The 23,157-nt window shown below is 53.4% G+C and carries 20 protein-coding genes and 4 tRNA genes; 18 read left to right on the top strand and 6 right to left on the bottom strand.

The features are described from left to right. Positions 1–161 precede the first annotated feature (161 nt). Entirely contained in the window at positions 162–809 is a 648-nt protein-coding gene (locus QZV76_RS02790) for a histidine phosphatase family protein (protein WP_290598290.1), read from the top strand. A gap of 47 nt (positions 810–856) precedes the next feature. Here QZV76_RS02790 and QZV76_RS02785 read toward each other — a convergent pair whose 3' ends face one another. The 6 genes from QZV76_RS02785 to QZV76_RS02760 form a co-directional block, all read right to left on the bottom strand. After that, on the bottom strand, positions 857–4,057 hold the full coding sequence (locus tag QZV76_RS02785) for a beta-galactosidase (protein WP_290595875.1): 3,201 nt from the start codon (positions 4,055–4,057) through the stop codon (positions 857–859). A gap of 81 nt (positions 4,058–4,138) precedes the next feature. Beyond that, positions 4,139–5,086, bottom strand: a complete 948-nt coding sequence (locus QZV76_RS02780; RefSeq protein WP_290595873.1) for a 1,4-dihydroxy-2-naphthoate polyprenyltransferase — start codon at positions 5,084–5,086, stop codon at positions 4,139–4,141. Between the two features lie 68 nt (positions 5,087–5,154). Further along, the gene (gene menE, locus QZV76_RS02775) at positions 5,155–6,435 is read right to left on the bottom strand and encodes an o-succinylbenzoate--CoA ligase (RefSeq protein WP_290595870.1); all 1,281 of its coding nucleotides are present in this window, start codon (positions 6,433–6,435) and stop codon (positions 5,155–5,157) included. A gap of 20 nt (positions 6,436–6,455) precedes the next feature. Further along, positions 6,456–6,743 carry a hypothetical protein gene (locus QZV76_RS02770; RefSeq protein WP_290595868.1) on the bottom strand — a complete coding sequence of 96 codons (288 nt, stop codon included), beginning with the start codon at positions 6,741–6,743 and terminating at the stop codon, positions 6,456–6,458. 5 nt (positions 6,744–6,748) lie between these two features. Next, positions 6,749–8,026, bottom strand: a complete 1,278-nt coding sequence (locus QZV76_RS02765; RefSeq protein ID WP_290595866.1) for an inorganic phosphate transporter — start codon at positions 8,024–8,026, stop codon at positions 6,749–6,751. Positions 8,027–8,325: 299 nt separating this feature from the next. Beyond that, on the bottom strand, positions 8,326–9,345 hold the full coding sequence (locus tag QZV76_RS02760) for a 1,4-dihydroxy-2-naphthoyl-CoA synthase (protein WP_290595864.1): 1,020 nt from the start codon (positions 9,343–9,345) through the stop codon (positions 8,326–8,328). Positions 9,346–9,499: 154 nt separating this feature from the next. Between QZV76_RS02760 and QZV76_RS02755 the strand changes: the two genes are divergently transcribed. The 17 genes from QZV76_RS02755 to rplL all read left to right on the top strand — a co-directional run bounded on the left by QZV76_RS02755 (position 9,500) and on the right by rplL (position 22,894). Beyond that, positions 9,500–10,558 (top strand): o-succinylbenzoate synthase, encoded by a 1,059-nt coding sequence (locus QZV76_RS02755; protein ID WP_290595862.1) that lies wholly within the window; start codon positions 9,500–9,502, stop codon positions 10,556–10,558. A gap of 145 nt (positions 10,559–10,703) precedes the next feature. Continuing rightward, positions 10,704–11,756, top strand: coding sequence for a hypothetical protein (locus QZV76_RS02750; protein WP_290595860.1), 1,053 nt, complete (start codon positions 10,704–10,706; stop codon positions 11,754–11,756). Further along, entirely contained in the window at positions 11,753–13,147 is a 1,395-nt protein-coding gene (locus QZV76_RS02745; protein ID WP_290595858.1) for a hypothetical protein, read from the top strand. Before QZV76_RS02750 ends, QZV76_RS02745 begins: the two co-directional genes overlap by 4 nt. Continuing rightward, a complete protein-coding gene (gene menD / locus QZV76_RS02740) occupies positions 13,144–14,985 on the top strand; it encodes a 2-succinyl-5-enolpyruvyl-6-hydroxy-3-cyclohexene-1-carboxylic-acid synthase (RefSeq protein ID WP_290595856.1) in 1,842 nt (613 codons plus the stop codon). Before QZV76_RS02745 ends, menD begins: the two co-directional genes overlap by 4 nt. A 2-nt stretch (positions 14,986–14,987) precedes the next feature. Then, the gene (locus QZV76_RS02735; RefSeq protein WP_290595854.1) at positions 14,988–15,650 is read left to right on the top strand and encodes a DUF3592 domain-containing protein; all 663 of its coding nucleotides are present in this window, start codon (positions 14,988–14,990) and stop codon (positions 15,648–15,650) included. A 5-nt stretch (positions 15,651–15,655) separates the two neighbouring features. Beyond that, positions 15,656–16,369 carry a demethylmenaquinone methyltransferase gene (locus QZV76_RS02730; protein ID WP_290595852.1) on the top strand — a complete coding sequence of 238 codons (714 nt, stop codon included), beginning with the start codon at positions 15,656–15,658 and terminating at the stop codon, positions 16,367–16,369. Positions 16,370–16,479: 110 nt separating this feature from the next. Then, positions 16,480–17,508, top strand: a complete 1,029-nt coding sequence (locus tag QZV76_RS02725; protein ID WP_290595850.1) for a polyprenyl synthetase family protein — start codon at positions 16,480–16,482, stop codon at positions 17,506–17,508. Between the two features lie 95 nt (positions 17,509–17,603). Beyond that, positions 17,604–17,685: transfer RNA gene (locus QZV76_RS02720), tRNA-Tyr, on the top strand. A 236-nt stretch (positions 17,686–17,921) separates the two neighbouring features. Continuing rightward, a tRNA-Thr gene (locus QZV76_RS02715) sits at positions 17,922–17,994 on the top strand. Between the two features lie 106 nt (positions 17,995–18,100). After that, positions 18,101–18,174 (top strand) — tRNA-Met (locus QZV76_RS02710). A 474-nt stretch (positions 18,175–18,648) separates the two neighbouring features. Further along, positions 18,649–18,724, top strand: a tRNA-Trp gene (locus tag QZV76_RS02705). 49 nt (positions 18,725–18,773) lie between these two features. Further along, positions 18,774–19,211 carry a preprotein translocase subunit SecE gene (gene secE, locus QZV76_RS02700; protein ID WP_290595848.1) on the top strand — a complete coding sequence of 146 codons (438 nt, stop codon included), beginning with the start codon at positions 18,774–18,776 and terminating at the stop codon, positions 19,209–19,211. A 164-nt stretch (positions 19,212–19,375) separates the two neighbouring features. After that, a complete protein-coding gene (gene nusG, locus QZV76_RS02695; RefSeq protein WP_290595846.1) occupies positions 19,376–20,119 on the top strand; it encodes a transcription termination/antitermination protein NusG in 744 nt (247 codons plus the stop codon). Between the two features lie 193 nt (positions 20,120–20,312). Beyond that, positions 20,313–20,747, top strand: a complete 435-nt coding sequence (gene rplK, locus QZV76_RS02690) for a 50S ribosomal protein L11 (RefSeq protein WP_290595844.1) — start codon at positions 20,313–20,315, stop codon at positions 20,745–20,747. Positions 20,748–20,820: 73 nt separating this feature from the next. Next, complete coding sequence (rplA, locus tag QZV76_RS02685) at positions 20,821–21,537, top strand: 50S ribosomal protein L1 (RefSeq protein ID WP_290595842.1); 717 nt, start codon at positions 20,821–20,823, stop codon at positions 21,535–21,537. Between the two features lie 343 nt (positions 21,538–21,880). Then, positions 21,881–22,399 (top strand): 50S ribosomal protein L10, encoded by a 519-nt coding sequence (gene rplJ, locus QZV76_RS02680; protein WP_290595840.1) that lies wholly within the window; start codon positions 21,881–21,883, stop codon positions 22,397–22,399. Between the two features lie 105 nt (positions 22,400–22,504). After that, positions 22,505–22,894: a 50S ribosomal protein L7/L12 gene (rplL, locus tag QZV76_RS02675; protein WP_290595838.1), complete on the top strand. Its 390-nt coding sequence runs from the start codon at positions 22,505–22,507 to the stop codon at positions 22,892–22,894. Positions 22,895–23,157: the final 263 nt, after the last annotated feature.

Genomic DNA, 23,157 nt, shown 5'->3' with positions numbered 1-23,157 from the left:
CTGTTTTTCCCTGCCTGGTTGGTAAACTGCAGGAAAGAAGATTGCGTTAAGGAGCCTCTCCAATGACCTCGCCGATAACTTCGCCGACGACCGAGCCCGCGTACCCGTCACCACTGCCGGGGGAAGATCAGGAGTGGCAGTATCCTCCAGGATCCTCAGGGATTATTACAAAAGTGCACTTTGTGCGGCACGGTGAAGTTGATAACCCATCTGGTCGTCTTTACGGTCGTCAGCGTGGCTATAAGCTCACGAAGCGTGGGGAACAGCATGCTATTAACGTGGCGCGGGCATTGCGGGGGCACGATATAACAGCTGTGTACGCATCTCCCTTGAAACGCGCCCAGCAGACGGCCTATCCTGTTGCTCACGACTATGGGCTCAGTATTATTACTAATCCTCTGCTTATTGAGGCGGGCTCCAATCTGGAGAATGAGCTCCTCACGCCGAAGGGTATTCTTACCTCCCCGCATATTTGGCCAATGATTGGTGATCTCAACACTCCGTCATGGGGCGAACACTACTGCAAGATGGCAGAGCGAATGCTAGCGATGGCCCATCGAGCAGTGGACGATAACCGCGGGCATGAGGCTGTCTGCGTGTCGCACCAGTGCGCTATCTGGGTACTGCGTCGTTTTGTGGAGGAGAAGAGGCTGGGGCACCATCCCGGCAAGCGTAACTGTTCTCTGGGATCCATCACTACGCTCGTTTTTGATGGTGACATCATCTCCCGGCTGGAGTATCAGGAGCCGTCGGGTATGTCCGATCCAGCCAGTTTGAAATCGGACATGCAGCGCGGGCTACAAGCCTAAAACGAATTCACTGCCTGCTTGCTTGCCCTACTTGTTGTCTGCTTGTCCTATTTGGCAGTAGCTACACGAAGAAGAGGGTAGGCCGGCAGGAGGGAATGCTGCAGCTGCCGGTAGGTGGGGGCAGTGTTCTCCACCCACGGAACAGAACCTAACCAGTTACCAACAAGCCCAAGCTGAATATCCTCTGGGCCGTAGCAGGCGTCCTCTGCTGTTACCGCAACAGCGATCTCATTCTGCCCAGTGGGGTTGAGGAAGCCTGACGGAATGGTGAAGGATTCTTGCGGGCCCACGTTGCCCACCCAGGTTCCCACGTTCCATCCGTTAATGAACATGACGGTGTGGGCATTGTCTTTGCGATCCGGGCTGAAACGCTTGGAGAGGACGTTCAGCCGCAGCATGACATCCTGGTTGGTGGGGTATTTGAGGGTGAAGTGGGTGCGGTACCAGGTGACGCCTGCGGTGTTGGCGTGCATGGTGGTGGCGTGTTTCCAGGTGGCGTCGGGGAATCCGGGAAGATACCAGCCGGCTCTTTCACCGTAGAGACCACCATTGTTGTAGATGCCGCGGGTTGTGTCGGCGGGGTGTATGCCGCCGCGTACACCTTGAATCTTCCATACGGCGTTACCCTGTTCTCCAAGGCGGGCATCGAGAATACCCATGGGGTGCAGGTTATTGCCAATGCCTTCCCAGTCCACGCGCTGCCCATTATTGCGTAGCAGAATAGCGAGGGTGACCTTCTCACCTTTCTTCACAGTGCCCTTAGGGACAGTGAAGGTGACGGCTTTGGGTTGGGCTTGCAGGTTGGAGGTGGGGTCTTTGGAGGATTTATCGTCCAGGCCAGTATCGGCTACGCCACCTTTCACAGCGGCGGACGCACCCAGATAATGCCCGTTTATCCAGACAAGGAAGTTGGATCCTTCCGCGCCGAAGACTTTGATCCAGATGCGGGGGTCATCGGTGTTGGCGGTGTAGTGGGCGCGGTACCAGACGTCACCTTCATGGAAGTTGTAGGCGTTCGCGTCAAGGACAACATGCTGGAAGAATGCTGGCCCCTGTCGGAAGTTCCGTGGGTGTTTAATGTTGGCTACGCGCCATGCGGAGTCATCAAAATTCGGGTTAGCCTCGTAGTTTTCCTCATGCTTTACCCACGTGAGTTTCGGTAGGGTGACAGGGGCTGGTCCGGGAAGAAGTGCACGATAATGCCCGTTTACTGCTGTTAACTGCAGTGGCTGGCCATTCCAGGTAGCCCGGGTAATACCTGCTGGGAGCCAGATCCGTACTTTTTGTGGTGCGGTGGTGGAGCCCACAAGGTGGGCGGTGTGTCCGGTGTAGTGGACGGAGCGAACAAGATCCGCATTCTCCACGAGGAGCCCCTGCATTGTGCCATTTAAGAGGTTTTCCGGCGACCAGGCACGGATAAGGCTATGGCGGTCCGCAATGCGTAGTGTTAGGGGCGCTTTGCCCTGCATAGACACGGTGATGTCGTAGGGGGATCCCCACGTGTAGTTAATGCGGAGTTGTTTCTTCTCCTTATCCCACGTGGAGGTGACGGAGGTGTTGGCAGTGTTGGTGTGAGTACTCGTTACCATGGGTTTGTGGGGTGCGTCCAGCACAATTTCGCCGCGATCCCCACCTGTCCCGGTAAGGACGGCTAGCGGATGCCCCTTCATTGGGGAGTTAAAGAATAACAACCCTGTGGAGTAGTAGGCTCCCCAGTCGCCGATAGTAAAGTCCACCGGCATTTGCAGTGCATCGCGTCCGTGCAGAATAAGTTTCCCCTCTTGTGGAACGGTGGGGAAGGTGACGGCTTTACCACCGGGCCCAAAAGTGTTGAGGGTGGTGGTGAATGAGGTGCGGGTAATGTCGTTGGAGTCCGCTAGGCGGAAAGCCAAGTATTGGGATCCTTTGCCGGACATGGAGAGGGAGTGCAAGCCGGCGGCTTTTCGCAGGTAACTCTTTACCGCGGCGCCACGAACATCACGGACTGTGGGGTCGGTAGCGCCGTCCATCACAGTGAGCTGCGGGAAAGCACGGTGGAAGTAGCCGTTTTCCTTTTGTGCGGAGAGTTTGTCGCGCAGGTTGCGGTCCTCGGAGAGGGAGGCGCCATAGTCGTAGGAGGTGAATCCGGAGTGGGCGGATCCTGTCCATCCCCAGTTCGTGCCGCCAAAAATCATGTAGTAGTTGAAGGCGGTAACCCCGGCTCCATTGTTGAGGGCAGCCCATTGCCGGTAGAAGTTGGCGTCAACGAACTTTTCGCAGGCGGAGGCGTTGAAGGAGGCTCCCCATGGGGTAAAAGCACCGCCTTGTGCCTCGGCAATGAAATGGGGGGAATGGTGAGCGGCGCGGAAGGCTGGATCAATATGCCAGTTGTGGTCTTGGAGTTTGTGGCGTGTCGCGGAGCAGTCGAAGCGGATGGGATAGTCGTCGTAGGAGTAGACGTCTAGGCCCGTGTCTTTAGTGGTGAATGCCCAGTTACCCACGGGTGCGTAATCATTGTGGAAAATAGGAACATTAATGCCGTCCTCTTTCGCGGCTTTAATGATCTTCTTGACATAGTCGGCGTAGGGACCAACGGAGGCAAGTTCCTCATTTTCTACCTGGTAGAGGAGGACAGATCCGCCGCCATTGGTCACTTGGTGGCGGGCAATAATCTTGTTGACAGCATGTAGCCAGGCGCGCTGCTGTTGCCAGTTAGTGTTGTCCCAGGCATTGCGGAGAGGGAGGGAACTGTTGGTTTGCCAGGCGGGCATACCACCCATGGAAATTTCGGCGTTAATGTAGGGGCCGGGGCGGGCAATGACGTAGAGTCCTTCTTCTGCTGCCATGCGGAGAAGAAGATCTATATTGCGAATTCCCGAAAAATCGAAGGGGCTATCTGGGGCGCTCTGGTGGTAGCCCCAGAAGAAGTAGAAGGAGACGGCGTTGAAGCCGGCAGCCTTCATCTTTTGGAGGACGTCACGCCACTGATGGGGAGAGGGGAGACGCCAGTAGTGGACTTCCCCCGACCAGATATTCAGGTGATGGTCGTCAATCATGTAGGAGTACTTGTCCCACGAGACTGCGTGGTGTTTCCCATCGTTGCCGGGGTAGCGGTAGTTAGTGGAGGTAATCCAGTGAGAGGCAGGTGGTTGAGGGGAGGCGTATGCGGCTGCCATTGTAGAGGTTGGCATAATGGCGGCTAATCCGAGTGTCATCGCACTTGCGAGAGAAACTATCCGAGAGAGTCGTTTGGGGGCACCAGTAACCATGATTGCTCCTCCTCATGAATCTATGTAAACCTGCGGAAAAACACCTCATCTTCACAGTAACAGTTGTTATCTGGGGGCGAATCAGAATACGCCAGTAATCGGGCCAAGTATAAGACCAAGCCCCAGGAGCAGGGACCACACTAGCATGGCTTTACCAGTCCGTCGTAGCGATACGACGAGTGCTTGTCCGCTTTGACCAGTACGAACAGGAGTGTAGGCGCTCCATGCGAGGGGAAGGGCAAGCAGTGACAGGAGTGTCCAGATGGAGCTCAACGCTACGAGAGAACTGAGAATAAATGGCCCGAATATAAGGACTGCGTCAAGGATACGGGTCCGCTTGTCCCCCAGTCGTACCGCTAATGTTATTTTCCCAGATTCACGGTCAGAGGGAATATCTCGCAGGTTATTAACAAGATTATTAGCGCAGGAAAAGCCTCCTACCGCAATGGAAGTGAGGCCACCCTCCCAGGTAATCCGACCTAGTTGGGTAAGCTGAGTACCCATCACCGCAACTAGTCCGAAGAAGATGAAGACCATGACTTCACCTAGTCCGCGGTAGCCGTAGGGGTGTTTTCCGCCAGTGTAGAACCATGCGGCCAGGACGCAACAGATGCCAACAAGGATCAACCACCAGAAACCGGACATTATGCTCAGTGCGATACCGGCAATACCGGCAATGCCGAAGAAGCTAAAAGCTGCTGCCTTGACATGCGCGGGCTTAGCTAAACCAGAGCCGGTAAGACGTTGTGGGCCAACGCGGTCATCGTCTGTGCCGCGGATACCGTCTGAGTAGTCATTGGCAAAATTCACGCTCACAATAAGGGCCCATGCCACTACCATGGCAAGAATTGCCCTCACCCAGATAAGGTCATGGAGCCAGCCGGAACCGAGAATACGGATAGCGGCAGCTGTACCAATAATAACTGGGGCAATTGCGTTGGGCCACGTGTGGGTGCGCGCCCCAATGACCCAATCGTGGAAAGTTGCAGTGTAGTGCTTATCGGGGGAGGTGGTTGTAGCAGTATTCACGACTCTATTTTTACACTTTCCATATTTCATCATGTTAAGCAGGTCGGGGAAGAGATAGTAAGGGGCATTTAGAGAATGTCGCGGAGGTGGCGACGATCAATCTTCCCAATACCTTTTACTGGTAAATCTGCGCGAATAATCACTTCCCGGGGTGCAGCGGTAGGGGGCAGTCCGGCAGCACTCACCCAGTGTCGCAGACTCTCCACAGTAAGAGCGTCAGCAAGATTATCCGTGGTTGCGGCAACAGACGTATTCGCAGAAGGAACTGCCGGAACAATAACGGCAGTGACGTGTTCCCCTAGGCGTGCGTCGGGTTTTCCGATAACAACTACCTGGGAAATGGCAGGGTGGGTGGCTAACGCATTTTCTACCACGTGGGGGAAAATGGTCAGTCCGCCACTGCAGATAGCATCGTCAAGACGCCCATCAACGCAGAGACGTGGCGAGTGGAGGATTTCCTTGTTATCTCTGCGGCCGCTATCGGTGCAGCTGGTGTTCCAGTGTCCATGGTCATCTGTGCGGAACCAACCGGGGCGTCGCCAAGCTATATGGTCTGACATATTGAGATAACCGGAGGCAATAGTGTCGCCTCCCAACCAAATACGTCCCTCTTCATCAATATCAACACGTGTACCGGGCAGTGGGTAGCCATCGTAGACGCATCCGCCAGCTGTCTCGGACGCCCCATAGGTGCATACGATATGTGCTCCAGCGGTGCGGGCTGTATGTAAAAGGTCAGTGGATAGTGCTGCTCCCCCTACCAGAATCGCATCAAAATAGGTGAGGGCGGTGCGGGCTGCTAGGCCGTCGGCGTCACCGCGTTGTGCGGCGGACACTATTTTGTGCAGTTGTGTGGGAACCAGGCTGGTGTAGTGGCGAGTGTGGGGAGTGGAGTCAAGAAGTTGTGTGGTAGCGGCAGCGAAATCTGATAATGCAAAGCCGTGGCGAGTGTCTTGTAGAACGGGCTCATAGCCGGCAGCAAGACTGCGGAGAAGAACTTGTATACCCGCAATATGGTAGGGCGGAAGGGGAAGCAACCAGGCGCCGGGACCGCCGAGAACATGGTGGGTAGCTGTTGCAGATGCGCGTAGTTGGTGTGCCCCTAACTGTGCATATTTGGGTGTGCCAGTTGTTCCGGAGGTGGCGACGATGAGGGTGGTGTGTGGCGCTAAGTGGTTGTGGTAGGCCTGCAGGGAGGCTAGTGTGCGGGTGCTTTCTTCGCTGTCTGCGGGTGTGGGAAGGGGAAGGAAGGCAGTGGTGGTGTCGTCGCGCAGCATGCTTTGTAAGCATGGATAGGCGTGGCGGTAGCTTTCTTGTGTAGGAAGAAGAGTGAGTGCGCGAAGCTGCATGTGGAGCCTTGTATCCTTGCTTATCCTTTACCCCCATTGTGGAAGATGTCTAGGCCAAAAGTGTTGTAAATGAAGTGCTGCGATACCCATAAGACGCCCACCAGAATAAGGAGAATAACAAGGGCAAATAGCACGTAGGAGAGGATCTTCATGGGGAGAGTGGGGGGTTTTACCTCCACCATTTTGCCATCAATTTTCTCTGTTTTGCCGGATCCGGCCGCCATGGCGAGGGCGAAGAGGACGGGGAGTCCGGCGCCGAAGAAAAGGCCGGAGAGGAGGACAGCCGGTAGATGGCTGAGAGTTTCCATAAGCATTAGTGGTTATCTCCCTGTTCCTGTTGTTGGGTAATTTCCTGCTGCTGGGGAATGATATTTTTCTCAGCAGTTGGAAGCTGTGTGGAGAGTTTGGATGCTCTGGAGTCTTTGGAGGATTTGTGGTCGTCCCAGTCGTCGTTAACGTTGTTGGCGTTCACAGGGGTCTTGCGGCTGCGGTAGAAGATGTAGCTAGCAGCGATAACGAGAATGATGAAGACGACAATAACGCCTAGAACTTCGTTATAAAGACCAATGTAGTGGCCTAGCAGGTAGGTAAGTGCACCAACAATGGCCGCGGTGGGAAGTGTAATAATCCAGGCGATGACCATTCTTCCGGCAACTCCCCACCGTACTTCCGCATTTTTGCGCCCAAGTCCGGTACCAAGAATAGAACCGGTGGCAACGTGTGTGGTGGAGAGGGCAAGGCCAAAGTGCGATGAGGTGAGGATAACTGATGCCGTAGCCATTTCTGCGGCCATACCTTGGGGGGATTCAATTTCGACGAGGCCTTTGCCCAGAGTGCGAATAACGCGCCATCCGCCAATGTAGGTTCCTAGTGCAATGGCGAGGGCGCAGCAGATTTTTACCCAGACGGGGATGCCGTCTTCGGGGTTAACGCGGCCGTAGGCGACGAGGGCAAGAAAAATGACGCCCATAGTTTTTTGGGCGTCATTAGTACCGTGTGAGAGGGAAATGAGAGATGCGGAAAGGATTTGTCCCCAGCGGAAGCCTTTAATTTGTTTTTCGTGCTCTACTTTTCGGGTAATGAGGTACACCAGGGCAGTAGCAATAGCGGAGACAATTCCCGCAACAATGGGGGCAAGAACGGCGGGGATAATAATTTTTCCTACAACGCCGCCCCAGACAACGCCGTCTTTTCCGAGGGAGATAAGAGCGGCGCCAATGAGTCCACCGAAAAGGGCGTGTGAAGAACTGGAGGGAAGTCCAAATAGCCATGTGAGGAGGTTCCAGAGGATACCGCCAACAAGGCCGCAAAAGACGATAAGAAGTAGCATGTGGTTTTTGCCATCGCCGGGGCCAATGTTGACCTTGTCAAGATTGACGATGCCTTTAGCGACAGTGGCTGCTACTTCTACAGAGAGGAATGCTCCGACAAGATTAAGTGCTGCAGATAAGCCGACGGCAACTTTTGGTTTCAGTGCTCCAGTGGCAATGGATGTCGCCATTGCGTTACCCGTGTCGTGGAATCCATTGGTGAAGTCGAATGCTAAGGCAGTAACGACCACGACACAGAGGGTGAATAATTCAGGACTCACGGAGTTGATTATTGTCTACCGGACGTCGATTCACAATGTAGTTCACCCTTTATTTAGCCAGGTCATCTACTTAATTTGATTAAATACTAAGCAATGCAACAATTTTGGAATTTTAATTTTGTGTTCAAAACTACAAAATAACTCGAAAAGTATTGTCTTACTAGTAATTTAAAGATACAGATGGGGTATCTATACTGTGCAATAACAATAGATTACAGAAGGAATAAAATCACAACTTGATACGGTTAAGGAAAAGTAAAAATATATCCAGTGTTTACTCTCCAATGGCATAAACGACATCAGTAGTAAAAGGGAAACTGCTCCCATTCCGGAGTCCGTTTCTCTAGGAAAGCTTCGCGTCCCTCTGCCGCCTCATCGGTCATATAGGCCAAGCGAGTTGCCTCACCGGCAAAAACTTGTTGCCCCATTAAACCGTCATCGGCAAGATTAAGTGCAAATTTCACCATGCGCTGTGCCGTGGGTGACTTCTTATTAATAACCCGGGCCCATTCAATAGCGACAGCTTCCAAATCTGCATGGTCAACAACCTCGTTCACGGCACCCATGCGATACATTTCTTCCGCAGTGTAGGAACGGCCTAGGAAGAAAATCTCGCGAGCACGCTTCTGCCCTACCTGTTTTGCCAGGTAAGCGCTACCGAAGCCAGCGTCAAAGGAGCCTACATCGGCATCGGTCTGTTTAAAGCGGGCGCATTCTCTACTTGCCAAAGTCAGGTCACATACCACATGTAGTGAGTGTCCGCCCCCGGCCGCCCAACCGTTAACTAAACAGATAACAACCTTCGGCATAGTGCGAATAAGTCGCTGCACTTCCAGAATATGCAGACGGCCACCCTCTGCCTTCGCCCGGGCAGTATCGACGGTGGAGGCATCATCACCAGCCGGAGCACCTGTCTCTGTTATTTGCGCATACTGGTAACCCGATTTACCACGAATGCGTTGGTCGCCACCCGTACAAAAAGCCCATCCTCCATTTTTTGGTGACGGTCCATTCCCGGTAAGAAGGACAACACCCACATCGGGAGTGCAACGTGCATGGTCAAGAACGTGCAGTAGCTCATCTACCGTGTGGGGGCGGAAGGCGTTGTATACCTCAGGCCGGTCAATGGCGACGCGAACAATTCCGTATTCACGTCCCTTCCCCACATGCCGGTGATAGGTGACGTCAGTAAGATCGTCGAATCCGGGAACCGTACACCACTGCGTGGGGTCAAAAGGATTATCAGTAATATGCGGCTGCGGTTCCAGCGGGTGGAGGGCATCGGCGCCGGAGCGCTTAATGTTGGGCGAAGGTTCCATTCCTTCACCATACTGCACATAACTATGGCCTGGCTGGATCCCTGTAGCGCTACAGTAACCCAGTAGACGGTCGCAGCACAGCACGGTAACAGAGCATGTTAGTAGAGCACGGTAACAGAGCGGGACAACAGAGCAAGACAGTAGAGTTGGAACTATGTCAGCATCAGTGTCACGCGATCCTTCTTCCCCGTCCGTATCCTTACCTTCCTTAGAGGAGCTGCAGGAACGGGCAGTAGTAGTCACATTGCCTATGCGAGTGAAATTTAGGGGAATTACCCACCGCGAGATACTGCTTCTCAATGGTCCCGCCGGGTGGGGGGAATTCTCCGCCTTTCCCGAATATGATGACGCTGAAGCGGCCAGGTGGTTAGCGTGTGGAATGGAGATGGCGTGGCAGGGGCCGCCTGCGGCTGTGCGCGATCGTATCCCTGTCAATGGCACAATTCCGGCCCTCAACGTTATTACCCAGCAGGGTGTTATCCGCCGTCTGGTTCATGATTTTGCGGGGGTTCATACGTTTAAAGTGAAAGTGGCGGAGGCGGGTCAAACGTGGGCAGATGATGTTGCACGGGTAGCGCTTGTGCATCGATTGGCTCCCACTGCACGTATTCGTGTTGATGCGAATATGGGGTGGACGGTGTGTGAGGCGCAGGAGATTCTGCCGCGTATTGTGGAGGCCGCTGGTGGGGAGGAATTTTTTGACTACGCCGAGCAGCCCTGCCGAACTGTTCCTGAACTGGTAGAACTGCACGATAGTCTGGCGGGGAGTATTCCTCTCGCCGCAGATGAGTCTATCCGTCGTGCTTCTGACCCATTGCGTGTTATTCAAGCGGGTGCAGTCGATCGCGTGGTTGTGAAAGCTGCGCCCTTGGGTGGCCCCCGGCAGCTGTTGCACTTATCTAGCCACATCCCTTATCCCCTTACCGTTTCTAGCGCTCTTGACTCAGCAGTGGGGATGAATGCCGGTATTGCGGCTGCCGCTGCTTTGCCACACGTAGCCGCATGCGGGTTAGGAACAGGACATTTCTTCGTGACGGATGTATGCGAAGCGCACACGCTTGTTGATGGTTCTTTGCCTTACCGCATGGCTACCCCGGATCCGGCTCGGTTGGTAGAGTTACGTGCACCTGCGAAGCGGGAGCAGTGGTGGAGGGAACGCCTGGAGCGTTGTTATTCTCGTGCAGTTCTTCTCACTCGTTCTGCCACCTCATAGAATATGTAGTATCTGTAATGTCACCATGTGCATGGCGCCGTTACCATGAACGCCACTATGAGACTGTATGGAGACTGTATGAGTGCTGTGCCCACAGTATGAATCAGTATGAAACAGCATGGAACAGTGAGGCATGTAGTTCGGTATGTTGGGACCTTTTATCACGCTCGTGATGTCTTTGGCCATGCCCATCATGTTGCTTTCTTTCCTGGGTGGTCAGGGTCTTGTTGATATGCCCGGCAAGCGTCGTGCGCATTCTGTTCCGACAGTGCGCGGTGGTGGCATCGGCATTTCGCTAGCTATCCTCTCCGGTATTTTGGTTCATGTTGTTTACCTCATTACGGAAGGGTGGGAAGAAATTCCGCCTCTTTTTATGGGTGTTGGCATTATTGTGGCCTGGTTTACCGCAGTAGGTATTTTCGACGATATTTACGGTTTGAAGACGGCCGCTGGTGTGGTTCTTCTCGCCTTGGGTGGAGTGGGGATTTCCGCCATGAGTGTTTACCTTATGGCGACGGGAGCTCGAGAGTATGGTGCCGCGGCAATGATAACGACCGCTGTGCTGGTAGTTCCTTTTACCGTGTGGGTAACGAACGCCACCAACTTCATGGATGGTATTAATGGCATCACGTGCCTTTACGTCATCATTTGTGGAGTATGGACCCTGTATTTGTGCCGAGATTTTGCAGATAAAACGTTAGAAGTATTGGCGTTAATCTTCATTGCCGGATTCCTGGGGTTCCTCCCGTGGAATTTGCCGAGAGCCCGAATTTTCCCAGGAGAGAGCGGCGCCTATGTAGCGGGAGCTGTCACGTTGATAATGTGCATGGTGCTGATGGTGCGGGGAGTGTCTATTCCTGCCACTATTGCTCCTTTCACCATTTATTGGACGGACGTGCTGTTCACTTTCATAAAGAGCATTTTTTATCGTCGTAACCTCATGCGTATGCACCGCGAGCATAACTACCAGAAGCTGCAGCGTTACTTTAATTCCCACCGAAAAACAGTGGGTGTGGTCGTCATGGTCCAGTTGGTGTCCATAGGAATTGCGTGCGTGTGCGGGGGAGCCCATGCACCATTATGGGCGCTGGCTCCGGTGATGGTACCTGCATGTATTTTTGCCGCTTGGCCCATTCCAGATCCGCCTGAGAAGCGGGAAGAAAAACAATTAAGCTACAGAGTGAGGATGGAACAATGACATCTCTTGTGTGTGGAAATCGCAGTGTTTTGGCTTGGCGCATGCAGTTGCAGGCTGCACAGGCAGGGCACACGTTAGAGGTTGTTGACCCGCGTGTTTTCCTTGCCACTATTCCCACTGATGACGATATTGACGTTATCTGTGATGACGCTGAGAATGATGATGCCAATAGCGGAACGTCCTCACTTCCCGCAGGCAGTCCCATAGGTAGTCCCGTAGCGGTAGACAATGCTACAGCTGCCAATGGTGCTGCAGACGAGAACGCTACGTGGAACGATACGGCGGAGACAGTATCGGGGGCAGTAGTAGCAGCGGGGAATAGTAGTTGTCCGTCTTTTCATTTTGACAGTCTGATCTATCTTGCCGATGCACGCTTGTGGACACCACAGGATCCTTCTCATACACCCACTGATACGGAACTGGCACAAGAAATTCGCGCCACAACGGAGGCTGTCGTCAACGTTATAGAGACACTTCCTGTTATGCCCGCAACAGTTGTACTGGCAAGCTCCATTAGTGCCGGTAACACTACGGAGGTGGGGCAGGCATTGGCGGAAGCGGCAGTTCTTATCGAGCAGGCGACCAGTGGCGCCGCCACCCGCTATATGGAACTGCAATTCCCGCAGGTTTTCGGGGAGGGATTCCCCGCTATGAAGGGCGCTCTTATTGCCCAATTGTGTGACGCTATTAGCGCCGGGAAGCATCCGCGGGTATCCCAAGACCGCCCTATGACAATCATGTATGCGCAGGAAGCTGCCCGTATCCTGACGAATGAGATGCCGGATCTTGCTATGTCCATGGCGGAAAGCAGTAAGGAACCCACTGGACAACTAGCCATTACCCTCAACGAGATTTCCAATATGTCAGTGGACGGGCATATCCCGGACCGTATCCCGTCGTCTCGCTACGGACTTGTATTTCAGTTGTATTCCACGCTGCGGACGGCACAATTACGAGTAGCACAGCTACGGAACGGGGAGAATGGCCGCCATATTCTTCCTAAACTCCCTACGTCAACAGTCATTGAGGAATTGCCGCGGGTTACTAGCCGTACGCATTTTCTGCAGCCGGGTAGCACTGTAGAAATACAGGGCACGCTTAATGGTTTGCATCGCCTTGCGGTTGTTGCAGGTACCGCTGAACTCACTCTTCCGAACTTTCCAGGAATTGTGTTCGTTGCTGCCGCGGATAAGTTGCCGGAGGAGGATCAGCCTAGTACTGCCCAAGCTATTGCGCAGGATCCAGCCGACGATTATCCGGTAGCGGAGCCACAAGGTATGCCGTTTTTTGATGTACCACATGGGTATACAGTTCGGTGTGAGTGCAAAAAGAATGGCAGTGCACAAGGAGGAAACCCGGTGGCAATAGTTGAATGGGTGAGTGAACCGTGACATATCCGGTGGCATTACCGCCGGCTACTGTGCATGCACGAGTAGTGGTGGATGAGCTTATCCGTAATGGTATGCGTGAGGCAGTCCTCTGCCCAGGTTCCCGTTCCACCCCGTTAGCTTTTGCCTTGGCGGACGCCGAATCTGCAGGGCGTATTGCTTTGCATGTACGCGTCGATGAGCGAAGTGCCGCCTTCCTCGCTTTGGGATTGTCTGCGGCTAGTGATGCGCCGGTTGCGGTGGTGTGCACTTCTGGTTCAGCTGTTGCCAATTTTCATCCCGCCGCAGTGGAGGCGCGGTTTAACCATCGTCGTGTTGTGTTCCTTACCGCTAATCGTCCTCCGGAGATGGAGGGGGTGGGGGCGCAGCAAACTATTGTGCAGCGCGGTATTTTTGCCCACGATGTTGTTTCTGAGCTTGTTATGACTCCGGCAGGCCCCGAGATAAATAGTGAAGAGGATTCACTAGGGTGGAATGCGCATTGGCGTTCCGCACTGTGCCGCATTATGACGCAGTCAGCTATCAGTGCTGGACCTATCCATATTGATGTTCCTTTCCGCGAGCCACTTGTCCCTCCGACAGAATCACCGGCAGTATCACCGGCAGTGTTACCGTTATTGCCTGCACCGTGGCAGGGGCGTCGCGATGGACAACCGTGGACGCAATACGTTCCGAACTACACTCTTGATCTTTCCCGGAGAACAGTAGTCATTGCGGGGCAAGGTAGTTGGGAGATACCGGCGTTGGCAGGTGTCCCCACATTCTGCGAACCGGGTGGTCGCACGCTGGGCACTATTTTTAACCCCCTCACGCCGCCTGCGCTTATGAGTAATAGTTTCACCGCCCCCGAACAAGTAGTGGTGGTGGGTAAACCGACACTGCATCGGTCGGTCACGCGATTGTTGGCAGATCCTTCTCTCACGCAGATTGTGGTGACGGCAGCAACCTCACCGACAGAGTGGGCGGATGTTTCGGGGAATGCGACTATTGCAGCAACGTCTTTGACGCGTACTGGGGAGTGCCCGCAGCAGTGGTTGGCTGCTTGTGCAGAGGTGGATGGTGCAGCGCGGAGTCATGTTCTTGAGGTGGTGGCGGAGCTTCGCGCAGAGGAGACAGCTTCTTCTGCCGCGCCCACCACGTCTTCCGTTTCCTCTGTTTCTGCAGAGTGTGCTCCTGTGGAGTTGCCGTGTGGTGTGGATGTTGCCTATGCCGTAGGGGAGGTAGTTGCTGCGGATCCGCGCATGCTTCTTTTCGTAGGATCGTCTAATCCCGTGCGTGATATTTCTCTCACTCATCCTGAGTTGGGTCCACGGTGTTGGGTTAATCGTGGTGCTTCCGGCATTGACGGCAACATCTCTACAGCTAGTGGTTTGGCACTCCACCACTCTGGCCCGGTTATCGCTTTTCTTGGGGATTTAGCTGCTGTCCACGATTCTGGGGGTCTGCTTATTCCCACGTTGGAAACCGCTCCGCGGAATCTCACTATTGTGGTTGCCAATGATGACGGTGGTGGTATTTTTGCCACTCTGGAGCAGGGTGCTCCCGCTTATGCCACGCAATTCGAGCGTCTTTTTGGAGTCCCCCACGGAGTGAATTTTGCGTCTCTTGCGGCTGGGTGGGGAGTAGAGTATCGCCAATGCACAGTGGCGGAATTGCCAACTGCTATAGGCGAGTATGCGCAGCATGACAGTACATATTCGCAGTGTGAGGGTACATGCCCCCACGATAATTTGCGGCCAGGTGTGCGTTTTATAGAGGTGCGTACGCAGCGTCAGCATCGGTATGAATTAGCGGCTACCTTGTCAGGTTGGTTAGGTCGGCCGGATCAGTCAGGACGGTGAGGATGTCCACGTCGTATCGTCACCGGAGTGCTGCCTGGTGGAAAGCGGTGGGAAAGACCATGGGAAAGATGCTTCATGATCTTCCTCACAAACTGCGACCAGATGATGAAGAGATGCCCTATGTGCGTTTACGCTACCGAAAAGCCTTGCGCTACACTCAAATAGTTCTTCTTGCACTGGGGTGTTTCATCTTTGTTCTCGCTATCAGCATGGTGGTGGGATGCGCTATTAGCGATCAGCACATTAATGCGCACCTAGCCAGTACTTATGCGCGAGTAGAGGCCACTGATGGCAATACGACATACGTGAGTTTTGTCGATCGCGACGGGAACGTACAGAGCCCCCATGAGGGTGTGTTTTATCCGACGGGCGTGCGGCAAGGACAACTTGTTCGCGTCGATTATGACTATACAAACCCCAACTATGCACGCATTTCTGGGCGCAGTTGGGTGTTATCTATTGTTCCGGCACTGTCTGTGCTTATCTGTAGTTTCCCCTGGATAGCGTTGGCGTATTGCGTCATTGGGCGGTACCGAATGCGGGCCGGTGGTCTTATCCGCAGAACTCATTGGGGTGGTGCTATCGCGGGGATTCATATTAACTATTCGCGGACTGTGCCGCGGATGCGGGCAGCTACATCTCTGCCTGCAAAACGGGTACCCTGAGCCTTGTGTCACGAGCAAGCCTAGAGAAGAAACCGCAAGACGTCGCCCGTATGTTTGATGGCGTTGCTAAACGCTATGACATTACCAACACGGTACTGTCGTTTGGCCAGGATAAACTATGGCGTCGCCATACTCGCGAGCTATTGAATGTGAAACCGGGGGAGAAGGTTCTCGACCTCGCTGCGGGAACGTCGGTGTCCACAGTGGAGCTGGCAAAGTCCGGTGCGTGGTGTGTTGCCACAGATTTTTCCATTGGCATGCTGGAAGCGGGCAGTAGCCGTCCGGTTCCTAAAGTGGCGGGGGATGGCATGTATCTTCCGTTTGCGGACAACTCTTTTGATGCGGTCACCATCTCGTTTGGGCTGCGTAATATTTCTGATTTCCGGGCGGGCTTGCGGGAGATGGCGCGCGTGACGAAACCTGGTGGTCGCTTAGTTGTGTGCGAATTCTCTACTCCTACGTGGAAACCATTCCGTACTGTCTATATGGAATATTTGATGAAAGCTCTTCCGCGTGTGGCAACTGCGGTGTCGTCTAATCCGGAGGCTTATGTGTATCTTGCCGAGTCTATTCGGGCGTGGCCAGATCAGGAGCAGCTATTGCGGGAATTAAAGGACGCTGGCTGGAGTGAGGACACAATGTACCAAAATGAGACAGGCGGCATTGTGGCGTTGCATTATGGCCGTCGTCCTTACAATGAAACATCTAACTCCCGGTAGGATTTGTTTTGAGACTGCGCGCCACCTATTAGGCTGGTGGTGTTGCCTACCGAACGATGGCCCCGGATGCTCCCGCGGGTATCACAGACCTTTCGAAGGAAGTAACACGCATGGCAGAAGACGCTCAGGTCGCTGGTATTGACCTCGGTGATGCTGCACTGGCCTCCCGTACCCGTATGGGGATGCAGTCGGTTGAGGATTTAATGTACAGCAGCCTGGATAATGGCCACGCCATGCCCACTCTTACTGCTTCTTATCTTGCGAAGGCAGGAGGCAAGCGGTTCCGTCCCCTTATGGTGTTGCTCGCTGCACAGGTTGTGCAGGCGGAGAATAATCCCAACTGGATGACGGATGAGCTGGAGACGAATGTTATTCGTTCCGGATCCGTTATTGAGATGATTCATCTGGCGTCCCTCTATCACGATGATGTGATGGATGAGGCGTTGCAGCGTCGCGGTACGGAGTCCGCTAACAGCAGGTGGGGTAATTCTGTCGCTATTTTGGCAGGGGATTATCTTTTCGCAGCAGCTAGCGCCATCATGTCGGATATGGGAACGCAGGCAGTGCGGTGGATCTCTGAAACGTTCGCAGAGCTTGTGAATGGGCAGATGGAGGAAACTGTTCACGCCGGTTCCATGGAATCGGTAGAGGCCTATCTACGTGTCATTCACGGGAAAACAGCATCTCTTATTGCCACAGCAGGCCACTTTGGTGCTTATTACGCCGGCGGTACCGAGGAGCAGGTTGCTGCTTTGAAGAAGGCGGCGCATGCTACCGGCATGGCATTCCAGATTGTTGATGACGTTATCGATATCTCGTCTAATTCCACGCAGTCTGGGAAAACTCCTGGAACGGATTTGCGGGAGGGTGTCTTTACATTGCCTGTCTTGTATGCCCTTGAAGAGGATAGTCATGCGGGGGATCGCCTACGCGAGATTTTGACGGGTTCTGTTACTGATGAGGAGCTGGTGAAAGAGGCTCTGACGTTGTTGCGTGGTTCCGCTGGGATGCGTCAAGCCCGGGAGACTATCTATGCCTACCGTGATGAAGCTAAAGACGCGTTGAGTATCTTCCGTGATTCCTCGGCGAAGGACGCCTTCTTCCATCTTGTGGATTTTACGGTGGCCCGTGTTAGCTAGTGGTGTAGCTATTACTACTAGCGGTTTTAGCTGCCGGTTTGCTATATCGCGTAATGAGTCGCTAAAGTCTTGTGAGCACCTGTTATTAGGTGCACGCCAGGTTGCCCGAGCGGCCAAAGGGAGCGGACTGTAAATCCGTCGGCATTGCCTACCAAGGTTCGAATCCTTGACCTGGCACTCTCAATAGTTACATAACCCCCGCATTATTCTTCTGCTGTGCGGGGGTTATGTCGTCTAGAGGAACGTTTCTGTGCGCTGTTCTGTTGTGCACAGAGTGTCCTATTGCTTTATGTTCTTTTAAAGACTTGTTGTTCATGAGTTGTTACCTTTGTCCTGGCGATTTGTCATGGACGCCACTGTCCGGTAATCTTCAAGAAGCTTGGTGAGAGAGCGAATCTCCCGTCAACGTGATTGCCCCCTTAGCTCAGTCGGCAGAGCGTTTCCATGGTAAGGAAAAGGTCGACAGTTCGATTCTGTCAGGGGGCTCTCTTTTTGCTCTGAATACAGAGAGGTAAAAGAAATCTCATGTATCCCAGAGTTCTTGATCTTTAGTTACAGTTAAATCCGCTGGTTTTAACACATAACTAAACATGGCGATGTAGCTCAGATGGTTAGAGCGCACGACTCATAATCGTGAGGTCGAGGGTTCGATCCCCTCCATCGCTACTCGTCAAAACCCCTGGTTAGCATGGTGAAGCGTGCTGCCAGGGGTTTTCTCTATAGAAGCGCAGTAATACTAAGCTTTCGCAGTTTTCAGGAGAGTCCTTAGCACAAGGGTAGGTATCGGCGAAGAGTACTAATGAGCCGTGCCGGCACGGCGTTTGTCACGAGTAGTAATTCTCGCGTATCATCGCATAAGGCGTACTTACGTGTGCTCCTACAATATGTGCACTACGGTGTATTACGGTGTACTACCGTGTACTACAGTGTGTATCGCGTGCAGCGTATTCATCGCGGACGCGGTACAGACGGTACAGACATTGTCAGTCAGTACTATTGACACTGTTGGCAGTGCAGCCGTATTGCAGCAGTGTTGTTGAGGAGTACTGTTGTAGGCGCTGCTTTGTTCACTTATGGTGTAGGTATTCCCGCGTGGTGTTCCTACAGGTGGTGCGAGAGTATCACGGTGATAGTGAATAGAGGGGTGTGGCTCAATTGGTAGAGCAGCGGTCTCCAAAACCGCAGGTTGCAGGTTCGAGTCCTGTCACCCCTGCCAGGATCTTGTGAAATTTCAGGACATCCGTTGAAGACATGGAGGACAACGAGTGAGCGACGAGAAGACTACGTCCGGCGACATCGTCGATCCGGTGGTGTCTGCAGACAACGCTGACGCTGCTGCACCGACACAGCCAACCGGCAAACGTCGTCGTAAGGGCGCTTCTGCACACTCAACTGCTGAGACTCCTGCAGAGACCACGGAGAAAGACGCTAAGGCTCATTCTGGCAATGCCACTAAGAGATTCTTCGTGCGTATCGGGCAGTTTTTCAAGAGCGTGTACGAGCAGATGGCTAAGGTTGTCTGGCCAACGCGCAAGGAACTGTGGATGTCGGTACTCACGGTGTTTATTTTCTTAATAATCACTGTTCTTGTGGTGTTTGGCGTAGATGCGGGAGCAGGCGAGCTTGTCCGTGTGATCTTCCAGAATCCAGATGGGGCTAGTGCCGTACCGGGTGCTGGCATGCCTGGTATACCTGGTATGTAAAAGCTCCGTTGAAAGCCCTCTCCGGAGGGCCTTCATTGTTTTTAGAGAACTTATAGACTTAGTAGGTGTAAGCGAATATCATTCGCGAGCACGTATGAAAAGAACGCTATCTACGACCTCGACGCGCCTAGCTGCAGGCCGTACTGCTTGAAGGGAAGAAACCAGTGAGCAACACCGACGACAACGCTCTAGTTGAGGAGCAGACGCCGGATACTGCCGCCGTGGAACTGCCAGTTGATGATTCTGATTCCGCTGACCAATCACAGGTAGAAGAGCAGGTAGAAGAGACGGATGCTGCTCCCGCCGTCGATCCGGTTGCAGAGTTTAAGAAGCAGCTTCGTCGTCTTCCGGGCAAGTGGTATGTCATCCACTCCTATGCTGGTTACGAGAACAAGGTGAAAACTAACCTTGAGACTCGTATTCAGAATCTCGATGTGGGCGATTACATCTTCCAGGTGGAAGTTCCTCAGGAAGAGGTTGTGGAGCTTAAGAACGGCCAGAAGAAGTCCGTCAAGCGTAAGATTCTCCCCGGCTATGTATTGGTTCGTATGGAACTCAACGATGAGTCCTGGGGTACTGTTCGTAACACTCCTGGTGTTACTGGCTTTGTTGGTGCCACTAGTAATCCCACTCCGCTGTCATTGCGGGAAGTTGTGAAGTTCCTGATGCCGAAGGATAATGCCGCGCCTGCTGCTCCGGAAGCTCCGGCGGAGGAAGTCGCTCCCGTCATTACTGTGGATTACAAGGTGGGCGAGTCTGTCACAGTTATGGATGGTCCGTTCGCTACCTTGCCTGCCACAATTAGCGAAGTGGATGTGGATACTCAGAAACTGCAGGTATTGGTTTCCATCTTTGGTCGCGAAACTCCTGTGGAACTTGGATTCGACCAGGTGGAAAAGATTTCTTAGACCTCCCTTTGACCATGGAAGCCCTGCCTCGATGTGGGGTTTTCTGTGTTTATCGGGTAATATCTCTTCGTCACCTATCTGTGTGGCAGGAATATGTGTCCTGCCATCAACATGCAATGTGATGAGGTAACAAGTAGTAGCTTTTGCGGTTTGCAAGGTGCTACTAACAATCAACACTAGTAAGGAAGCACGGATGCCCCCGAAGAAGAAAGTCACCGGGCTCATCAAGCTGCAGATCCAGGCTGGACAGGCTAACTCTGCTCCGCTGGTGGCCCCTGCTCTTGGTGCCCATGGTGTCAACATCATGGAATTCTGCAAGGCGTACAACGCTGCTACTGAAAATCAGCGCGGTAATGTTGTTCCTGTAGAAATCACCGTTTACGAAGATCGTTCCTTCACCTTCATTCTGAAGACTCCTCCGGCCGCTAAGCTGCTGCTGAAAGCCGCTGGTATCTCTAAGGGATCAGGTACTCCACAGAGCAACAAGGTCGGTTCTGTCACTATGGATCAGTGCCGCCAGATTGCTAAGACTAAGGAACCAGATCTTAACGCCAACGACATTGAAGCCGGCGCCAAGATTATTGCCGGTACTGCTCGCTCGATGGGAATCATCGTCGAGGGTGCATAACACTCTTTGTGGAAGAGCCCGCTTCGGCTCGGACCACCCCCAACCGTCACACACGTGACAGGAATGGAATCAAATGAGCAAGAACTCTAAGGCATATAAAGCCGCTGCAGAGAAGATCGATAATTCTCTGCTCTACACTCCTGCGCAGGCCGTTAAGCTTGCTAAGGAAACCTCCTCCACCAAGATGGATGCCACGGTAGATGTGGCCATGCGTCTCGGTGTTGATCCCCGCAAGGCTGATCAGATGGTGCGCGGCACCGTCAACCTCCCACACGGCACTGGTAAAACCGCCCGTGTTATCGTTTTCGCAGTTGCTGATAAAGCTGCTGAAGCTGAAGCTGCTGGCGCAGACGAGGTTGGCTCTGATGAGCTTATCGCCAAGATTCAGGGTGGCTGGCTCGATTTCGATGCCGCTATTGCAACCCCAGATCAGATGGCCAAGGTTGGTCGTATCGCTCGTATCCTCGGTCCCCGTGGCCTCATGCCGAACCCCAAGACCGGCACTGTGACCACTGACGTTACGAAGGCCGTTAAGGATATCAAGGGCGGTAAGGTTACCTTCCGTGTTGATAAGGCCGCTAACCTGCATCTCATCATCGGTAAGGCTTCCTTCGATGCTGAGCAGCTAGTGGAGAACTATGCGGCGGTGTACGAGGAGATTCTGCGTCTTAAGCCTTCTTCCTCTAAGGGCCGCTACGTCAAGAAGATTACGATGTCTACTACCACTGGACCGGGCATCCCGGTGGATCCCAGCATCACTCGTAACTTCCTTGGTGAGGATGACGCCTAATTTCTGATGTTGGGTTGTTGTATAACATCAACACAATATGCCAGTTAATCGGTCCCTGCTCTGCAGCTTCTATAGCTGTGGGGAGGGGCCGATTTTGTATTTAGCGATATCAATTACTAGCATGTATAGCGAAGTTTGACCCGATCAAGTTTCACCAAAGACCGTTGGTCGCTGTTGGCGTTAGTCAACAGTTGAAGGTCCGAAATAATTCGGCGGCCCACGCAGGTAGAACTAAGTCGATGATGATGGCGAACAGTCTGTTTGCTAAAAATTCACGCCTTGCGTTTCCTGCGCAAGGCGTTTGTTTATTTCGGGCGAACGACAAGAGGAAGGAGGCAAAGTTATGGCTCAGTCTGAGAAAGCTGCTGTGGTAGCCGAGATTAAGGAGCAGTTCGAGAAGTCGTCTGCTGCTATCATCACCGAATACCGTGGTCTTTCTGTCCCAGCAATGACCGAACTTCGCCGCGCTCTCGGAAAGAACGCAACCTACTCCGTCGCCAAGAATACCCTGGTCAAGCGCGCTGCTAATGAAGCTGGCGTGGAAGGCCTCGAGGATCTATTGGCTGGCCCTACCGCCATCGCATTCATCGATGGAGAACCTGTCGATGCCGCCAAGGCTTTCCGTGATTTTGGTAAGGACCACAAGGAACTCGTCATCAAGGGCGGTTACATGGATGGCGAAATGCTGTCCGTGGACCAGGTTGAGAAGCTTGCAGACCTTGAGTCTCGCGAAGTTCTCCTCGCCAAGCTCGCCGGTGCGATGAAGGGCAACCTGGCGAAGGCTGCTGGTCTCTTCAATGCTCCCGCATCGCAGGTGGCTCGCCTCGCAGCCGCACTGCAGGAGAAGAAGTCCGCAGAGTAGTTCATCTATTCGCTGTTGTAAGCGAATACCGCCTGGGGCTGCCCGGGCACTTACCCCCATAAACGTAAGAGTCCATCACCAAGGACACAAGGAAAGGAAGCCACTATGGCTAAGCTCACCACTGAAGAGCTCCTCGATGCTTTCAAAGAAATGACCCTCATCGAACTCTCTGAGTTCGTCAAGGCCTTCGAAGATACCTTCGAGGTTACCGCTGCTGCTCCTGTCGCCGTTGCCGCTGCTGGCGCTGCTGCTGGTGCTCCCGCTGCCGCCGCTGAGGAAAAGGACGAATTCGACGTTGTTATCGAGGCCGTCGGCGACAAGAAGATCCAGGTTATTAAGGTTGTCCGTGAGATCGTTTCCGGTCTCGGCCTGAAGGAAGCCAAGGATCTCGTTGAGGCTGCCCCCAAGGCTGTTCTCGAAGGTGCCTCCAAGGATGACGCTGAGGCTGCTAAGACCAAGCTTGAAGAAGCTGGCGCCACCGTCACCCTCAAGTAAGTTTCGGTCTTACTGTTTGATGCCCCTCACCGCATTGTGCGGGAGGGGCATCAGCCTATTTGTGGGGAAAAATCGCTTTCTTTAAGTGAATTTTCACTGTGTTTCCGTGCCAGTTCTTGACAATCTAGCGCCTGCGGGCGACTATGGTGAAGACCGCGTTAGTGGTAATAATTTACAGGGGGAGTTCCCTTCTGTTGTGGGATTCCTACTAGATGCTAGTGGGATCTCTGTGAATGCGATAGAAGGCAGTACGCAGTCGCCGG

The sequence above is a fragment of the Lawsonella sp. genome, from assembly GCF_011525565.1.
Lineage (GTDB): Bacteria > Actinomycetota > Actinomycetes > Mycobacteriales > Mycobacteriaceae > Lawsonella > Lawsonella clevelandensis_A.
Note: the sequence above shows the minus strand (reverse complement) of the source record. Positions and strands in the feature narration are given on the sequence as shown.

Bases quoted from the DNA above. Each gene is read 5' to 3' on its own strand.
- menE (WP_290595870.1), bottom strand. From the start codon at position 6,435: ATGCAGCTTCGCGCACTCACTCTTCTTCCTACACAAGAAAGCTACCGC.
- QZV76_RS02755 (WP_290595862.1), top strand. From the start codon at position 9,500: ATGTCAGCATCAGTGTCACGCGATCCTTCTTCCCCGTCCGTATCCTTA.
- QZV76_RS02735 (WP_290595854.1), top strand. From the start codon at position 14,988: ATGTCCACGTCGTATCGTCACCGGAGTGCTGCCTGGTGGAAAGCGGTG.
- rplJ (WP_290595840.1), top strand. From the start codon at position 21,881: ATGGCTCAGTCTGAGAAAGCTGCTGTGGTAGCCGAGATTAAGGAGCAG.
- rplL (WP_290595838.1), top strand. From the start codon at position 22,505: ATGGCTAAGCTCACCACTGAAGAGCTCCTCGATGCTTTCAAAGAAATG.
- QZV76_RS02760 (WP_290595864.1), bottom strand. From the start codon at position 9,345: ATGGAACCTTCGCCCAACATTAAGCGCTCCGGCGCCGATGCCCTCCAC.
- rplK (WP_290595844.1), top strand. From the start codon at position 20,313: ATGCCCCCGAAGAAGAAAGTCACCGGGCTCATCAAGCTGCAGATCCAG.
- QZV76_RS02725 (WP_290595850.1), top strand. From the start codon at position 16,480: ATGGCAGAAGACGCTCAGGTCGCTGGTATTGACCTCGGTGATGCTGCA.
- QZV76_RS02750 (WP_290595860.1), top strand. From the start codon at position 10,704: ATGTTGGGACCTTTTATCACGCTCGTGATGTCTTTGGCCATGCCCATC.
- QZV76_RS02785 (WP_290595875.1), bottom strand. From the start codon at position 4,057: ATGGTTACTGGTGCCCCCAAACGACTCTCTCGGATAGTTTCTCTCGCA.
- QZV76_RS02770 (WP_290595868.1), bottom strand. From the start codon at position 6,743: ATGGAAACTCTCAGCCATCTACCGGCTGTCCTCCTCTCCGGCCTTTTC.
- QZV76_RS02745 (WP_290595858.1), top strand. From the start codon at position 11,753: ATGACATCTCTTGTGTGTGGAAATCGCAGTGTTTTGGCTTGGCGCATG.
- rplA (WP_290595842.1), top strand. From the start codon at position 20,821: ATGAGCAAGAACTCTAAGGCATATAAAGCCGCTGCAGAGAAGATCGAT.